The 15,584-nt window shown below is 46.1% G+C and carries 12 protein-coding genes; 9 read left to right on the top strand and 3 right to left on the bottom strand.

The genetic code is table 11. The features are described 5' to 3' along the window. The first annotated feature begins 8 nt into the window (after nt 1–8). A complete protein-coding gene (gene lepB, locus MHH57_RS24510) occupies nt 9–629 on the top strand; it encodes a signal peptidase I (protein WP_029518758.1) in 621 nt (206 codons plus the stop codon). Between the two features lie 94 nt (nt 630–723). Here lepB and MHH57_RS24505 read toward each other — a convergent pair whose 3' ends face one another. Continuing rightward, complete coding sequence (locus MHH57_RS24505; protein ID WP_039271872.1) at nt 724–1,554, bottom strand: carbohydrate ABC transporter permease; 831 nt, start codon at nt 1,552–1,554, stop codon at nt 724–726. Further along, a complete protein-coding gene (locus MHH57_RS24500; RefSeq protein WP_029518756.1) occupies nt 1,554–2,450 on the bottom strand; it encodes a sugar ABC transporter permease in 897 nt (298 codons plus the stop codon). The genes MHH57_RS24505 and MHH57_RS24500 overlap by 1 nt, the downstream gene beginning before the upstream one ends. 121 nt (nt 2,451–2,571) lie before the next feature. On the opposite strand from MHH57_RS24500, the gene MHH57_RS24495 reads away from it, so the two are divergent. The 8 genes from MHH57_RS24495 to MHH57_RS24460 all read left to right on the top strand — a co-directional run bounded on the left by MHH57_RS24495 (nt 2,572) and on the right by MHH57_RS24460 (nt 11,698). After that, nucleotides 2,572–4,437, top strand: coding sequence for a sensor histidine kinase (locus tag MHH57_RS24495; protein WP_342435189.1), 1,866 nt, complete (start codon nt 2,572–2,574; stop codon nt 4,435–4,437). Then, nucleotides 4,430–6,076 (top strand): response regulator, encoded by a 1,647-nt coding sequence (locus MHH57_RS24490; RefSeq protein WP_342434639.1) that lies wholly within the window; start codon nt 4,430–4,432, stop codon nt 6,074–6,076. Before MHH57_RS24495 ends, MHH57_RS24490 begins: the two co-directional genes overlap by 8 nt. A 106-nt stretch (nt 6,077–6,182) precedes the next feature. Next, nucleotides 6,183–7,487 carry an extracellular solute-binding protein gene (locus MHH57_RS24485; RefSeq protein WP_029518753.1) on the top strand — a complete coding sequence of 435 codons (1,305 nt, stop codon included), beginning with the start codon at nt 6,183–6,185 and terminating at the stop codon, nt 7,485–7,487. A 319-nt stretch (nt 7,488–7,806) separates the two neighbouring features. Next, the gene (locus MHH57_RS24480) at nt 7,807–8,835 is read left to right on the top strand and encodes an NADH:flavin oxidoreductase/NADH oxidase (protein WP_029518752.1); all 1,029 of its coding nucleotides are present in this window, start codon (nt 7,807–7,809) and stop codon (nt 8,833–8,835) included. A gap of 190 nt (nt 8,836–9,025) precedes the next feature. Next, complete coding sequence (locus MHH57_RS24475) at nt 9,026–9,952, top strand: ABC transporter ATP-binding protein (protein ID WP_069012244.1); 927 nt, start codon at nt 9,026–9,028, stop codon at nt 9,950–9,952. Continuing rightward, a complete protein-coding gene (locus MHH57_RS24470) occupies nt 9,945–10,655 on the top strand; it encodes an ABC transporter permease (RefSeq protein ID WP_342434638.1) in 711 nt (236 codons plus the stop codon). The genes MHH57_RS24475 and MHH57_RS24470 overlap by 8 nt, the downstream gene beginning before the upstream one ends. After that, complete coding sequence (locus MHH57_RS24465; RefSeq protein WP_342434637.1) at nt 10,656–11,423, top strand: ABC transporter permease; 768 nt, start codon at nt 10,656–10,658, stop codon at nt 11,421–11,423. Nucleotides 11,424–11,584: 161 nt separating this feature from the next. Beyond that, nucleotides 11,585–11,698, top strand: a complete 114-nt coding sequence (locus MHH57_RS24460) for a putative holin-like toxin (protein ID WP_016822651.1) — start codon at nt 11,585–11,587, stop codon at nt 11,696–11,698. Nucleotides 11,699–11,879: 181 nt separating this feature from the next. Here the strand turns inward: MHH57_RS24460 and MHH57_RS24455 are convergent, their stop codons facing one another. After that, nucleotides 11,880–15,470, bottom strand: coding sequence for a family 14 glycosylhydrolase (locus MHH57_RS24455; protein ID WP_342434636.1), 3,591 nt, complete (start codon nt 15,468–15,470; stop codon nt 11,880–11,882). Nucleotides 15,471–15,584 lie beyond the last annotated feature (114 nt).

Genomic DNA, 15,584 nt, shown 5'->3' with positions numbered 1-15,584 from the left:
TTTAGCGCATGGAGAGTGGAAATCATTTGACAGATTCAACTGTCGAACAATTGCAGGAAAAGCAGCCAAGAGTGAAAAAGGAGATGATCGATTGGCTTAAGGCCATTATTGTAGCCATTGTGCTCGTGTTCATTATACGTTGGCTATTATTTGCGCCATTTATTGTTGAGGGAGCGTCCATGGAACCGAATTTCAAGACAGATGAACGAGTAGTCGTGAACAAGGTGATTTACGATTTTCGTGATCCCAAGCCGAGTGAGGTTGTTGTATTCCATGTGAGAAAGGAACAAAGAGACTTTATTAAGCGTGTTATTGGGGTGGCTGGCGATACGATTCGGTATCAAGGCGACAATCTTTATGTGAACGGTAAGAAAGTAGAGGAGTCATACATTCAGGGAGCTATTCAGGATGCGCACGCCAAGGGAGAACTATATAACAATGTGGACTTTCCAAATGGAACCATAACCGATTCCAAGGTACCTGAGGGGTATATTTTTGTGATGGGCGACCACCGCAATAATAGTAGGGATAGTCGTGCTATTGGCTTTGTTTCTATTAAAGATATTGTTGGCCGTGCGGATGTGATTTTTTGGCCGGTGGATAGCGCGCAATGGGTTAAGCATAAATAAGGCCAGAGTACAGGCATGGACATCACGAAGACAAGAGGACTTGCGTAAAGTTTACGCAAGTCCTCTTTGGGTCATCTGTAAGGGTGTAGTTGAATCAGCCTTTGACGGCTCCGGCAACAACGCCTTTGACAATGTATTTTTGCAGAAAAATAAATACGATAATCGAAGGCAGCACAGCCATTACCATCGCGGTCATGGCGTATTGCCAGTCGGATGTGTACTGTCCGACGAAGGTATAGGCGGCCAGCGTCAGTGTCTTAGTGCTGGGCGAGCCGTTAACCATGAGTAACGGAAGCAGAAAATCGTTCCAAATCCACATCACGTCGATAATGACAATGGTGGCGGTGACTGATTTCAGCAAGGGGAAAATTACGGAAAAGAAAAGCCGGAAGCCCGAGGCCCCATCGATTTTGGCGCTTTCGTCAATCTCGACCGGAATGCCCTTCACAAAGCCGTGATAGATAAACACGGCCAGCGGAGCGCCGAAGCCCCAATACAGCAAGCCAAGTCCCCAAGTGCTGTCTGCCAGATTTAAGTCTTTCGCTAGTCGCAAGACAGTGAGCATGATGGACTGAAACGGGATCAGCATCGGCATAATGCACAGCATGTAAATCACGGAGCTCCATTTGCTCTTGGTTCTTGCCAGCTTGTAGGCCGCGATGGAAGATATCAGTACGATACCTGCCAGTCCGACGACGGTAATAATGGTGTTATTCAGAAATAGGCGTGGATAGTCAATGAATTTCCATACATATACGTAATTATCCAGCGAAAGCTGCTTAGGCAGGGCAATGACGTCGGTCATGACCTCAGCGAAGCTTTTGAACGAATTGTTAATGGCGAGAAACAGCGGGTACAAAAATAACAGTGATAATACAATCATGCCCGCTTCTAGCAAAATACGTCCTGTACGGCTGCGTTGCATCAGGCTTCAACCTCCCTGCGTTTGAAAATAGACAATTGAATAATCGTAATGATCAGGACTGCAACGAATAAAATCAATGCTTTGGCTGTTCCGTAGCCATACAGATTGTTCTGGAACGTGTCCCGGTAAATATCATACGCAATGCTGTATGTCGTACCTCCCGGCCCACCGCCGGTCAGAGATAAAATGACGTCAAACACTTTGATTGAGTTGGTCAGTGCCATGAAGACTGAGATCGTAATGGAAGGTGCAAGCATCGGTAGAATAATACTGAAAAATCTCCGAATCGGCCCCGCGCCATCGACAATGGCAGCTTCTTTTAGATCCTCTGGCACAGATTGCAAGCCTGCAATATAAATGACCATGTAAAAGCCAATGGATTGCCAGATCGATACCGCCAAAATGGAAACAAACGCGAGCCCTTCCTCACCCAGCCAACTGAGCTGGAAGATGCCCCAGCCTGTACTGTGACCCAATGACTCAAAGCCTTGCATGAAGATAAATTTCCATATGAATCCAACAATTACAAGACTGAGGATATAAGGGATAAAGAAGGCCGCTCGCAACCAAGCCGAGCTTTTCAGCTTCATATCGAGAACGAGCGCCAGCAAAATGGCCAGCACATTCACCAATACAATGTACAAAATGGCATACTTGACGGTAAACCAGGCTGCATGTGCAAAATTGGCGTCTCCAAGCAAGATTTGCTTGAAGTTATCCAGACCTACAAATTTCGGATGTTTGGATATGCCGTTCCACTTGGTCAGGGAATAGCGTATCGTCATCAAAAACGGAATATAAAATGCAATCGTAATGCACAAGATTACGGGCAGTGTGAATAAACCGAATTCCAGTTTACTGCCCTTGTCGCCCCGGGTTCCCCTTTTTTTCAGCATAACGCACCTCTTTTTCTCAACATTTTCCGCTCTTACGTTCCAAGCTGTTTAAGATATAATGAAAGTATAGGATAGCTCTAGGGCCGGACCAATGGATTTAAGAAAACAGTTGAGGGTAAAAATGTGTACGCTTTCAAAAGGGGCGATTATCATGATGTCAGAGCGTGTAAGAACGTTTCTTCGCTCTATGTGGAGGAGAATCACGCAAAAATTAGTGAACAAGCTCATTCTACTTTTTACCTCGGTGATTATTCTGGTGGTGGGCTCACTCACAATTATTTCCTATCAGATGATTGAAAAGGAGTCGGTTAACCATAGCATCGCCAGCACGACCAATAATCTGCTGCTGGTCAATCAGAATTTGGAGGATTACTTGGAGGGAATGCAGCAGTTGGCTCTTCCGCAGCTACGTTACAACGATATCATGAACGCGATTGCCAATGAGAACCGGGACTATGCTTCGAGAATGGTCATTGAGAATTACTTGCGCAGCATGTTTTATTCGCGTACCGATCTGGAAGCGATCTATCTGTACGTGGCGGACCGACATCAATACTATGTGGTGACCAGGGAGACGTATAACATTACGGTGCGCAAAGGAATAAACACGGATATTCCCAAGCTTCCTTGGTATAAAGAGGCGATGGCTAGTACCACGAACGAATCATTTCAATCCTTTGTGGGGTCCCGCTCTGATATGGGCTATGTGGCGCCACAAGCCAGCTTTATGGCATACCATCGAGTGTTGAGGTCGATTGCATCCCGTCACCCGCAGGCGGTGCTGTCCTTTTATTACAATACGAGCACCGTGGATGAAATCATGCAGAACATTCCACTGGGCAAAGGGGACCAATTGATGCTAATGAGCCCTAAAGGGGTTCCCTTTTATGTGAACAGCTTTCCGCTATATGAGCGGATGCGTGATTCCGGAGTGTTGGCACAGATCGGCAAGGGAGGAAGCGGGCGAGTAACGTGGTCTGATCGCAGTGGCAATCAGGAGTATTTGGTCGTCTATGATGCTGGCGAAAAAGATGGGTGGCAGCTCATTAAGCCCATCCCATACCGCCAGATTTATGAAGCAGCTACGACAACACGGAATTGGAGCTATGCCATCGGGGCTTTATTTTTAGGCGTGTCTATTATATTAGTGACACTGACCTCGAACGCCATTACCCGACCTTTACATAAGCTGTCCACCCAGATGAAGCGGTTTAGCACCGGAGATTTTGGAGCAACAGCTCCTGTGAAGGGACATGACGAGATTGCATATTTGTCGCTGCATTTTAACGAAATGGTTCAAAGAACCGAAGAGCTTATTAATGAGCGCTATCGCATGAAGCTGGTCGAAAAGAACGCCATACTCAAGGCGTTGGAGGCTGAAATTAATCCTCATTTTCTGTACAATGCCCTGCAAGCCATATCCACACAGGCATTAAAGCGGGAGATGTTCGATATGGCGGATATGGTGGATGCGTTGGCCCAAACGTTACGGTATTCCATCAACGGCAAGGATATCGTAGCTGCCCGCGAGGAGCTCAAGCATATTGAACGATATATAGGTCTGCAAAAAGCAAGATTCGGGGCGAGACTGCGGGTCGAAGTGGTATGGGAGGAAATGCTGATGGAGCTGCCGATTCCAAGGTTATCTGTGCAGACGTTGGTGGAAAACGCTATCAAGCATGCGTTGGAAAAAGTATCAAGCGATATTCTGATCGTCATTTCAGCCAATTCGAGTTCTACAGATGCAAATGCCACAATTGCAGTCAGGGACAACGGGCCTGGATTTTCAGAGGACAAGCTGAGACTGGTGCTGGATTCATTCCATGAAAAATGGGAAGAACGGGAGAGTGAGCATATTGGTTTGAAAAATCTGAACACACGGTTGAAGCTTTTGTATGGAGATCAGGCAGGATTATTCATCCTTACGGATGAAACGGGAACGGAAATGAGAATGCAAATTCCCCGGGGAGGAAGTAGTCATGTATAACGTATTGATTATTGACGATGAAGAGCCGTTGCGCGAAGCCATTCGTATTATCGGGGACTGGGACCGTCTGGGGATCGAACATATTTATGAAGCGACGAATGGAAGATTGGGACTGGAGCTGCTGGGTCAGCACCCTATAGATGTGGTGATGGTCGATATGAAAATGCCTGAGCTGAACGGTATCGAATTTCTCCGTGCCATCGAGAAGGCATATCCCCATCTGTTGACGATTGTCATTAGCGGCTACAACGACTTTGAATTTACACGGCAGGCGATTCAATCCCGGGTGGTGGATTATCTGCTCAAGCCTATCAATCGTCAGGATCTGAACCAGGCACTGCGCAAAGCAGTGGACATTCTGGAAAGCCGAGAGCAAAGCAAAAACAAGTCCATTAGCCAGAACATTACGCTGAATATGTCACTGCCGAAGCTGAAAGAGAAGCTGTATTTGTCCATTTTGGACGGTAGCTTTAAAAAGCAGGCCAATACGGCGTTGCTCCCATTAATCGGAGCGGATCAGCCGGGGAATCGCTTTGGGGTGATCGTGCTGCGGCTGCTCAACAGGGATGTGATCCGCAGGACACGTTTTCATGGCGATGTCGATCTGATGGATTTTGCTGTAACGAATGTATTAGCGCAGACATCAGATGAACGGTTGAGTTGTTTTAGCTTCCCCCATCCGCGACGGGAGCGCGAGGTCATTTCGATCTGTACCCTGGCCCCAGGACATGAAGAACATATGTCCCTCCTACTGGCACAAGTGGCACAGAAGGCGGTTGTGAACCTGCATGGGCTGTTCAGTATGGTAGTAGCGGCCGGAGTGGGCAAGCTCTGTACAGACGTAGTGGAGCTGGCTTCTGCCTATAGGGATGCCAAAACGCTCATTCACAGCACGGATGTATTGAAGCTGGAAGGGGAATCTATTCTCCATACGGTGCCCCGGCAAATGGCTGCGTCAGAGGAAATGTCATGGACGGAGCAACTGTTGTCGATCCAAAAGGATGCTCAGACAGGTCAGGCAAACCGGGCAAAGGTACTGCTGGGTGATCTGCTGAAACAATTGGCAACAGGTCCTGTTTTCCGTTTACAAGATGCTGATCGATTGATGCGGGAGTTCCATTTTCTACTGAAAGAGGCAGCAATTGAGTTGGGTGCGTCTACATCAGCGTTGAATCAAGATGGAGCTTTGGAAGAACCGGAGCACATGGGGGAAAGCGATTTGTCTGCTGATTTTACGAGCTTTGTTCACTACGGTCAGAGATTGAATCGGATGCTGGAGCTTTACATTGCTGGGGTCCAACATGCTCAAGCGGGGAACCAGCCCTTTGACATAACAGACATCAAAAGGCACATCGACCGTTATTATTTTGAGGATATTAAAATTTCGTTCTTTGCTGAAACCTTTTTTTTGAGTCGGGAATACTTGATGAAGCTGTTTAAGCAGCAGTTTGGTTACGGTATTCACGAATATGTACAGAAGGTTAGGATGGACAAGGCGAAGGAGCTGCTGGGCGATTCCAGCCTGAAAATACAGGAAATTTCGGATATGCTCGGCTACAAGGATAAAAATTATTTCAGTAAGGCTTTTCGTAATTATTATCAGGTGTCACCGTCTGAGTATCGTGTGAGCTTGCAATAAACCACTTTTTTACCCTTAATGCTTCACTAATCTGCCTTTTTAAATTGGAGTATATTTTTTAGAATGATCGCATGGACGTTGATCACAAACAAATGGGGGAGTATCCATGTTAAAGAAGATGATGGCGTTATCCGGCAGTTTGCTTTTGACGGTCGGTTTGTTGAGCGGATGTGGAAGCAGCGGCGGCACGGATGCGTCGAAAGAAAGTGCTGGCGGCAAAAAAGATTTGAAAACGGTTACAATAAATATGTTCACAGCCTCACCGGAGTATACCGATGCCTTTAACGCGTATATCGAGGAGTATAAGAAGGTCAAACCTAACGTGAAGATCAATTTGGAGATCATGCAGGCAGACTACAACACGATTCTGAAGTCGAAAATAGCTTCAGGTAGTACACCGGATGTATTCCAAACGACGGCAGGAGGCGACATCGACACGTATGCGGATTATAGCGCCGATCTGACCAATGAGCCGCTAGCAGCAGCCATGACGGATGCTGTTCGAGCGAATATGAGTTCCAGTGACGGCAAAGTGCTCGGACTCCCGGTGAAGGGGAACCTGTTTTCGTTGATTTACAACAAAGATTTGCTTACCAAAGCTGGGATAACCTCCCCGCCAAAGACGATTGCAGAAATGCAGGACGCGGTCACCAAGCTGGAGGCGAAGGGCATTACTCCATTTGCCAACGCATATAAAGAGTGGTGGGTATGGAAGCACATCTTCATGCACTATGTAGATGCTGCTGCACAGGATGCAGGCGTGGAGTCGAAGCAGCTCGTTAGTGATTTTATCGCAGGTAAAGCAAAAATCAAGGACTACCCAGTGCTGTACAACAACTTCTTTAGCTTCATTGATTTGACGGTGAAACATGGCACAGATAAGCCGCTGGAACGGGACAGCAATGCGGGAGTAAGTGATTTTGCATCTGGAAAAGCTGCATTTATGACGGGTAAAGGTGCGTGGGATGAGGAAGCGATCAAGAAAATTAACCCTGATCTCAAGATTGGCATCATGGGATATCCGGTGAGTGACAAAGCGGATCAATCGGTCATCATTACCGGTGCAGATCAGGCGCTGCGTATCAATAAGGATTCCGAAGTATCGAAGGAAACAATTGAATTCTTCAACTGGCTGTACACTTCGGAATACGGTAAGAACTGGTTCTCCCAGGTAGCGAAGGTGATTCCTCCAATTAAGGATGCACCGCTTCCTGATCTGGAAATGCCTAAGGAAATGGAAAGCATTTTGAAAACGTCGAAGTCCGGTGATCTGTCTGTTAACTACTCCTTGGATACATTCCATCAAAAATTTGGCGAGCTGATGCAGGCTTATATCAGTGGTAACATGAACAAGGATCAGGCGGTTGCAGAGATTGAGAAGGCATGGGTGCAATTAGGTTCAGCACAATAAAACTGGTTTCGCAGAGGCGTCCGTAAGGGCGTCTTTTTGTGTTAGAGTTAGGAGGTCGAGAGAGTGTGAACAAAAAAATATTTAATAATATTTAAATATTTACTTGCAAAAAGTTATTAGGTTGTGGATAATAGATTGTGTGCAATACATCTACAACCTTACGATATACATAATGACTGCACGGTGCAAATACGAGGGAGGCCCCGGTTGGGGAATCTCTTTATTTCGTTTGGACTGTGCCGATTGTGCTTATAATAGACCGTGTAATTTGGAACGCATTTTTAGTTATGTGGTAGAGATGAAAAAGGAGATGAGCGTTTTGAAGACTTCGTTGTTTACACCGTATACAATCAAAAATTTGGAGTTAAAGAATCGTGTGGTCATGGCACCGATGTGCCAATACTCGGTCACAGCCAAGGATGGGATTCCGAATGATTGGCATCATGTTCACTACCTAAGCCGAGCAATTGGAGGCACGGGGCTGATTATTATAGAAATGACGGACGTGGAACCGGATGGACGAATTACCGATTATGATCTGGGCCTTTGGTCAGATGAACATATTCCGGCTTATAAGAAGCTGGTTGACGGTATTCATGCGCACGGGTCCAAGGTAGGCATTCAGATTGCTCACGCGGGCCGTAAAGCTGAGGATGCAGCAGAGCCGGTCGCTCCCTCGGCCATCGCATACCCGGATGCGAGTTATAAGCAGCCGCGCGCACTGACCACAGAGGAAGTCCGTGGCATGGTACAAAAATTCGCAGACGCCGCCCGGCGTGCGGTTCAAGCGGGCGTGGATACGATTGAGCTTCACGGTGCACATGGTTACTTGATTCACCAATTCCATTCGCCGGTTACAAACAAGCGTGATGACGTGTATGGTCAGGAGCTATCCCTTTTCGGCGTTGAAGTCATTCAGGCTGTGCGCAAGGAAATGCCTGCGGGTATGCCGTTAATCTTCCGCATCAGCGCGGTGGAATATGTAGATGGTGGATACGATGTGGATCATGCTATTGAGCTGAGCCGAGCATATCAGGCTGCAGGCGTAGACGTGATCCATGTCAGCTCGGGCGGAGAAGGACCGGCAGGCGCCAGAAAGCCAGGCAACTATCCGGGCTATCAAGTGCCGTTTGCTCGCCAAATCCGCGAGGCGCTGAACATCCCAGTCATCGCCGTTGGCGCACTGGATGAACCGGCCTTGGCGCAGTCTGTTATCGGCAATGAGGATGCCGATCTGGTCGCTGTGGGACGCGGATTGCTGCGTGATCCATATTGGGCTACTCATGCAGCGGTGGCACTGCGCGGCGAGAAGCCTTCCATACCTGAACAATATCAACGTGGCTACTGAGGCCTAAGTAATCCCACGTTGTTTATATATAAACAAGGCACCTGCAACGAAGTGTACGCTTCGTCAGGTGCCTGTTTTGTTTTTATCGGGATAATGATTGGCAAATGAATAAATGTGATGGTTTTTACATTTTGTGGATGATTCAATCTGTATAATAATTATATTTGGTGTGTATAGGAGGATGAAAGAAATGCAGTATGTTATTGAAACGAAGGGCCTCCGCAAACAGTTCGGGATGTCGGTAGCTGTAGACGATATTTCCTTACACGTGGAGCGTGGCAGTATCTACGGTTTCCTCGGTGAGAATGGGGCTGGCAAAACAACGACCATCCGCATGCTGATGAGGCTGATTGAGCCTACAAGTGGGGAGGTTTTTTTATTTGGCGAGCGGTTGGAGACGAATTATCCATCTATCTTTTCCAAAATTGGAACGATTATTGAAACACCAGGTTTATACGAAAACCTGAGTGCGCGTGATAATCTGAGAATATGCTGTAAGTACATGGGAATGAAGGATGATGGAAGAATAGAACGTACCTTAACCACGGTAGGTTTAGAGCATACCGGTAAAAAGAAGTTCAAAGATTTTTCCCTAGGGATGAAGCAAAGATTGGGGATTGCGAGGGCGCTTGTTCATGACCCTGAGTTGCTCATATTGGATGAGCCAACAAACGGACTGGACCCATCTGGAATTAAGGAAATTCGTCAGCTATTGAAGCGGTTGTGCGAGGAAGACGGGAAAACAATTCTTATTTCCAGCCACATCTTGAGCGAAATTCAGCAGTTAGCTACACACATCGGGATTATACATAATGGAAAACTGTTAGCGGAAGATCGTTTGAGCCGGTTAGAGGAAGGCTTTGAGCAATATACAGATGTAAAGGTAGACGATGCAGAAGCAGTGCAAGCATTTCTGCAAGAGCACATGAAGCAGCTTCAATCTAATGTGATATCCCCACAACAACTAAGAATTCATAGTCCGATTGAAAATACATCTGCGTTAAATAAACAGTTAATAGATCATCAGTTTTCAGTTTATGAGATACACACCACAAAGCAGACGCTAGAGGAGTACTTTTTGACTCTCATTTCAGGAGAGGGTGGGCGACGTGATTAGAGCAGAGCTCATTAAGCTTAAAGGCTCTAAAGCCTTCTTGTTGAGTTTTATAATATTGCTGGCTGTTGTGTTGCTGGAATTCGTAACAAGCGCCGTTTTTTACCGATATTCAATTGATAAACGGGGTTGGACCTACTATTTTGAAGGCATAGTTCTTTTCGTTAATGTTGCAGCCGGATTTGTCAGTTATTACATTTTAACGGGTCATATTTTTGCGAGAGAGTACCAGGAAAACACGCACCTCTTTATGTTTACTACGCCTGTCACCAAGGCAAAATTTTATTTTAGTAAATTGATCATTATTTATGGATTTATTATTGTGTCGCTATTTATCGTTCTGTTTCTGTCTGCAGTATTAGGCATGCTTATTACAAATCGACCTTTAACGATAGCTATCTGGGTATACCAAATTCAAGTGTTTGCCAAAATGTGTGTGATGCATGCGATGTTAATCCCAATTGCCTCTTTTTTTGCTATACGCTGGAAGAGCATTATGGTGGTTGTACTCGTAGTTTGTACTGTTATATTTTTAAATTTTATGTATAAAAGTGAATGGTATCCGTGGATTGTACCCTATCTTTTGTCGCCCAATGAAGGAAGTGCGATTATATTCGTCAATATTCTCATAGCGTGGTTGAGTTTATCAGTAACTTTTCTTCTTGGATTGTTTTTATCCCTATGGGCATATCAAAGAAGGGGCTAGATGGAGAGAGCTTTTCAAAGGAGGTTTGTTATGTTTGCCCTGTTTAAAGCAGAGTGCTTGAAGCTGAAAAGAACTAAGATTCTTTTGTTGAGTGTAATGATTTTAGTATTAACCATTGTGGTGGAATTTTATAGTTACACGGGTAGTCCCAAGTATTCGATAGATCGTGATGGTTGGAATGACTATTTTATGAGTATTGTTACTCTTATTAATTTCCTAACTGGGTATATGAGCTATTATATTTTGACTTGCTATATCTATGCGAGAGAATATCAAGAGAGGACCCATATGGCCCTGTTTACAAGCCCGGTTCGCCGGAGTCGTCTTTACTTCAGCAAGCTGCTTGTTATTTATATGTACATCGCTGTTAGCCTTTTGTTGGCATTTGCGCTATCTGCGCTATTGGGTATGTTAATTACGGACAGACCGCTAACCTTTGAAATCGTTATATATCAGCTTGGAATCTTCACTAAAATGATTATTATGCACGCTATGCTCATCCCGATCATCACGTTCTTCGCCATTCGCTGGAGAAAATTTGTGCCCGCCATTATGGGGATGTGTACCGTTATGTGTTTAAATTTTGTTTTGGTTAATACACCTGGAAATACCTTTTATCCATGGACCGTGCCGTTATTGTTTTCTCCACACGGCACACTGGGCAGAACATTTACGAATGTTCCTGGAGGAATCATCAGTATTTGCTTCATTTTTGTGCTGGGGCTTTTATTGGCGTTAAGAAGCTATACCCATATAGAGACACAGTAGAATGTGTAAGCAGCAAAGGACGATGAGTGTCCATATAAGATTGGCTGGATGAATCTGTAAAATGTTGTCGCTTAAGGACGGATTTACGTGCTATAATTCCAGTAACAACAGAATGGCTTAGGTGGGCGGTCGGCTAATCTCCCGGAAGGGAGGTGATGCCTGTGGAGGTTAAGGATGCTCTGACATTAATGATGATGTTCGGCACGCTATTAATAGCGTTGATCGGACTAATCGTTACGATTGTTATTGCGTTGAACCAAAACAAAAAGAAATAGACCGCCCTGCTCAAGGGGAAAACGGTCTATTTCTGTAGATCGCCTTTGAACAGCCGACCGCTCTTCAAAGCGGCTGTTGCCAAGAGTAGGGATGTTACCAGCATCCTTGCTCTTTTTTTAGTATATCCTTCTATAACTCATTTTAGCACATCTGAATAACCAATGTAACCGAATGGGACCGTTACTTGGTGAAAATTTTAACTTCCTTTGGAGCAAGAGTCACGGTAACCGAACCGTTGTTAATCTGAACGGAATCGTTGCCTAATTGGTTGGTCAGGCGAGTTCCGTTGGACAGATTATCGAAGTTGCCAATCGTGCGGGTTTGACTATTCCAGGAGTTGTTGATAAATACAATGGCCTCGTCGCCATTTTTAGAGCGCTGAAAACTGTAAAAGGAGTCGTCCACCCATTTTTCCTTTTGGCTGCCGTTTTGCAGAGCAGGGTGGTTGTTGCGCACATTGTTCAGCTTAGCGATGTACTGATACAGGTCATGGTTGGAGTTGAAAGCCATATTCTCCCGATTGCCGGGATCATCTCCGCCATTAAAGCCTTGCTCAGTACCTTGGTAGATGATTGGAATTCCGCGTGATGTCAGAGTAAAGCCCAAAGCAGTTTTGAGCTGTGGCCATTTGTCATAGTTAGCACCCGGCTTGCCGGAGGCGTCATTCAGGAAACGTTTTACATCATGATTGTCAATAAATACACCGTTGGTCTGGGCATCGCGATAGTAACGATCATCGGAGTAGCGTTCCTTGATTTTTCTCATGGATTGATCGTGTCCGAACACATCCTTGATTGTATAATACATCGGAAAATCCAATGCGGCATCGAGATATCGGGTGTAATCCCCCACATAAGCAGGGTCGCCATGGAAAATTTCACCCATGGTGAAGGTATTGGCGGCTTGGTCAAAATCCTTTAGAAAACCCTTCGGTACATGCTTGGCAGTATCCAACCGCAGTCCGTCGATGCCTGTCTCATTCAGCAGCCATTTGACCCAGTTTTTAAGCTCATTTGCAGTAGCGGGGTTTTCATGATTTAGGTCATCCAGTCCAGCCACATCACCGTTTTCAATTTTCCATTGGTTGTTAGAGTTGTAGTCCCCCTCTGTAATTTCACCATTATGATGATACCAATCTGTTTTATCAAAAGGGGCCTTGGCGATGCCGTTCCCCGGTTGGAAATCACCTGTGTGATTCACGACGACGTCCAGCATCACAGCGATATTTTTGTCATGTGCCTTACCAACCAGCTCTTTGAACTTGTCCATTGTACCGAGATGCCCGTCTACCGCATAAAAATCATACGTATGATAGCCGTGGTAAGCGTATTCACTCTTTTGCATCGTTACCGGGGTAATCCAGATCGCGGTAAACCCCATATTTTTAATGTAGTCGAGTTTGTTAATAATACCTTGAAAATCGCCACCATGCCACTTGCGTTGATCGCTGTTGTTGGAATTGAAGCCACCGTAGTTATCGTTGGACGGATCTCCGTTGCTGAAACGGTCTGTCATGATAAAATAAATACTTTGTTTGCTCCAGTCTGTGCCAAGGGGAGTGGGCTTGGAGAGGGTACCCGGATCTATAGGAGTGAAGGCGCCTAAAGGCGCCTCCGTTTGAGCAGTTACTTCAACTCCGTTAGAGTTGGGTGCATAGGTAGAAGTACTTACGTTTAAGGATACACCCGAAAGTTTTTCTGTTGGGATAGCTCCTGCCACTTCGTTGAGGTCGGTTGCGTAGGTAGAAGCCCCTACGCTGAGGACGCCCCCCGAAGGTGCCCCCGTTCGGATAGATCCTGCAGCCCCGTTCAAGCCGGGTGTGTAGGTAGAAGTTCCAGTGCTGAAAAGGTAGTTCTTCGAGTTATTGCTGTCCCAACTGTTATTGCCGTCATTAAAAGCAGCTTCCAATTGGGAGGCAGAACCGATATCAACGGTAATTTTGGCATAGCCGCTAATCTCGGCATCCTGCATTTTCACACCGGGTACGGCAGTCCAGTTTCCGTTAGCTGGGCGGTAGTGAATATAAGGCGAGTTAAAGCCTTTTTTGTAGTATACCGTTACCTTGTTAGTTGTACCGCCGCCATCCCCGGGAATCGTACCCGCTGGAGCGCCAGATGTGATCGTTCCCGCATTGCCGCTGTTACCGGGCGTGTACGTAGAAGTGCCCGTGCTGAAGGAGTAGTTTTTGGTGTTGTTGCTGTCCCAGTTGTTATTGCCGTCATTAAAAGCGGCTTCCAATTGGGAGGCAGAACCGATATCGACGGTAATTTTAGCATAGCCGCTAATTTCGGCATCCTGCATTTTCACACCTGGCGCTGCAGTCCAGCTTCCGCCAGCCGGACGGTAGTGAATGTAAGGTGAGTTAAAGCCTTTTTTGTAGTATATCGTTACTTTGTTGCCTGTACCGCCATTATTGTCAGGCTTGGCTTTGCTGATGATATATTGTTTGAATCCACTCAACTCACCGGTTGGTGAGCCATCATTGTTGACGAGATTGTTGATGCGCAATAACGTAAACCCGTGATAACCGAACTTCGTGATTTTCTCCTCGATTTTTTGGAAGCCGCTGCCGCCTGTCGGGAGTGCATTTTCACCATTCAGGCGAACACCCTTGGCATTCGCGATGGAGGAGACGGTATCAACCAGGGTGGACGGCAAGGAATAATTCGGTGCTGTGCCACTGTCACTCATCTCCAGGCAAGTAAATGTCAAGTCTAGATCGGCATCCTTGAATTTCTGAATGAGACGGTTGTAATCATAATATCCACCTGCTTGTTCTGTGCTGTGCGGCATAGCAGGATTGTTCATTTGCCAGTGCAGACCGGAAACTTTGGCCCCGATCCGGACACCAAACACAGAATCGAAGTTTTTGTGGGCCGCTGCTCCGATGACGCCCAGATGCTTCTCAAGTACACTTTGGTACCACGACAGAAAATCCTTTCCATATGTGGAATTATATCCGCCGTTCGTGTAAAATCCGTCCCCATCGGTCGGTGGATTGATTTGGCTAAGACTGCTCAGCTTGGTGCCCCAAGCAGCATTAATCTTGTCCAATGATCCGTACTTGTCATTCATAGCTGTGCGGAATGCATTTTTGGCTGTTTCAGTATAAGCTTGGAACTTGCCTCGTCCCGGGTAGCTCCACCCTGCTGCTGGATAGTAGGACGGATAGCGCAATTCCCCAGAAGGACCGCCGCTCAAATAAATTTTGGGAATGATACTTTTATATCCGGCAAAGTTTTCAGCGAATGAGGCATACAGCTCGTCATATTGTTTACCGGTTCCGCTCCACAATGGGGAGAGGGCTTCACTATTGGCATAGCCGCTTTCGTCCTTGAATTGCATTTCATCTGCACTGCCCTTGCTCGGCAGCCAGCTTGGCAGTGGGATGTTACAGTCATCTCCCACATTTCCTCCACACTTATGCGTAGAGATAATAGGAACCCACTTCAGTCCCGCTTCTTTCACGGCATTTGCATAGGTCTTGTAGTAGCTCCAATCGAACTGGTTATCTCCTGCGCTCTCCACATAGCCCCACCAGACGTCGGTAGTGATGGCATACACGCCATTGTTTTTCAACGTTTGTAGCTGCTTTTTAAAGGAACCCCAGTCATTGATTTTCGCCAGCGGTCCCATGACGGAAGCTTGAAAATCATCTGCAACCGCTGCGCTCGCCGTATTAGAGGGTGAGCCAATGAAGGCGGTCAGAGACAGCACAAGGCTTAGTAGAAGCATACACCCTTTTTTCCATAGACTTCGATACAAGGTCAAACCGATCATCCTCCCCAAAGCATAGTCTAATTCGACAACATTTTGTAAACGTCTACAAAAATAGTATAAAGCAAGCGGTTGCATAAAAAGAAGAATTTATTGCGCACTCAAGGT

Source organism: Paenibacillus sp. FSL H7-0442, from assembly GCF_038593105.1.
Taxonomy (GTDB): domain Bacteria; phylum Bacillota; class Bacilli; order Paenibacillales; family Paenibacillaceae; genus Paenibacillus; species Paenibacillus polymyxa_D.
Note: the sequence above shows the minus strand (reverse complement) of the source record. Positions and strands in the feature narration are given on the sequence as shown.

Coding starts and splice junctions, on each gene's coding strand:
- lepB (WP_029518758.1), top strand. CDS start 9: ATGGAGAGTGGAAATCATTTGACAGATTCAACTGTCGAACAATTGCAG.
- MHH57_RS24505 (WP_039271872.1), bottom strand. CDS start 1,554: ATGCAACGCAGCCGTACAGGACGTATTTTGCTAGAAGCGGGCATGATT.
- MHH57_RS24500 (WP_029518756.1), bottom strand. CDS start 2,450: ATGCTGAAAAAAAGGGGAACCCGGGGCGACAAGGGCAGTAAACTGGAA.
- MHH57_RS24495 (WP_342435189.1), top strand. CDS start 2,572: ATGTGTACGCTTTCAAAAGGGGCGATTATCATGATGTCAGAGCGTGTA.
- MHH57_RS24490 (WP_342434639.1), top strand. CDS start 4,430: ATGTATAACGTATTGATTATTGACGATGAAGAGCCGTTGCGCGAAGCC.
- MHH57_RS24485 (WP_029518753.1), top strand. CDS start 6,183: ATGTTAAAGAAGATGATGGCGTTATCCGGCAGTTTGCTTTTGACGGTC.
- MHH57_RS24475 (WP_069012244.1), top strand. CDS start 9,026: ATGCAGTATGTTATTGAAACGAAGGGCCTCCGCAAACAGTTCGGGATG.
- MHH57_RS24465 (WP_342434637.1), top strand. CDS start 10,656: ATGGAGAGAGCTTTTCAAAGGAGGTTTGTTATGTTTGCCCTGTTTAAA.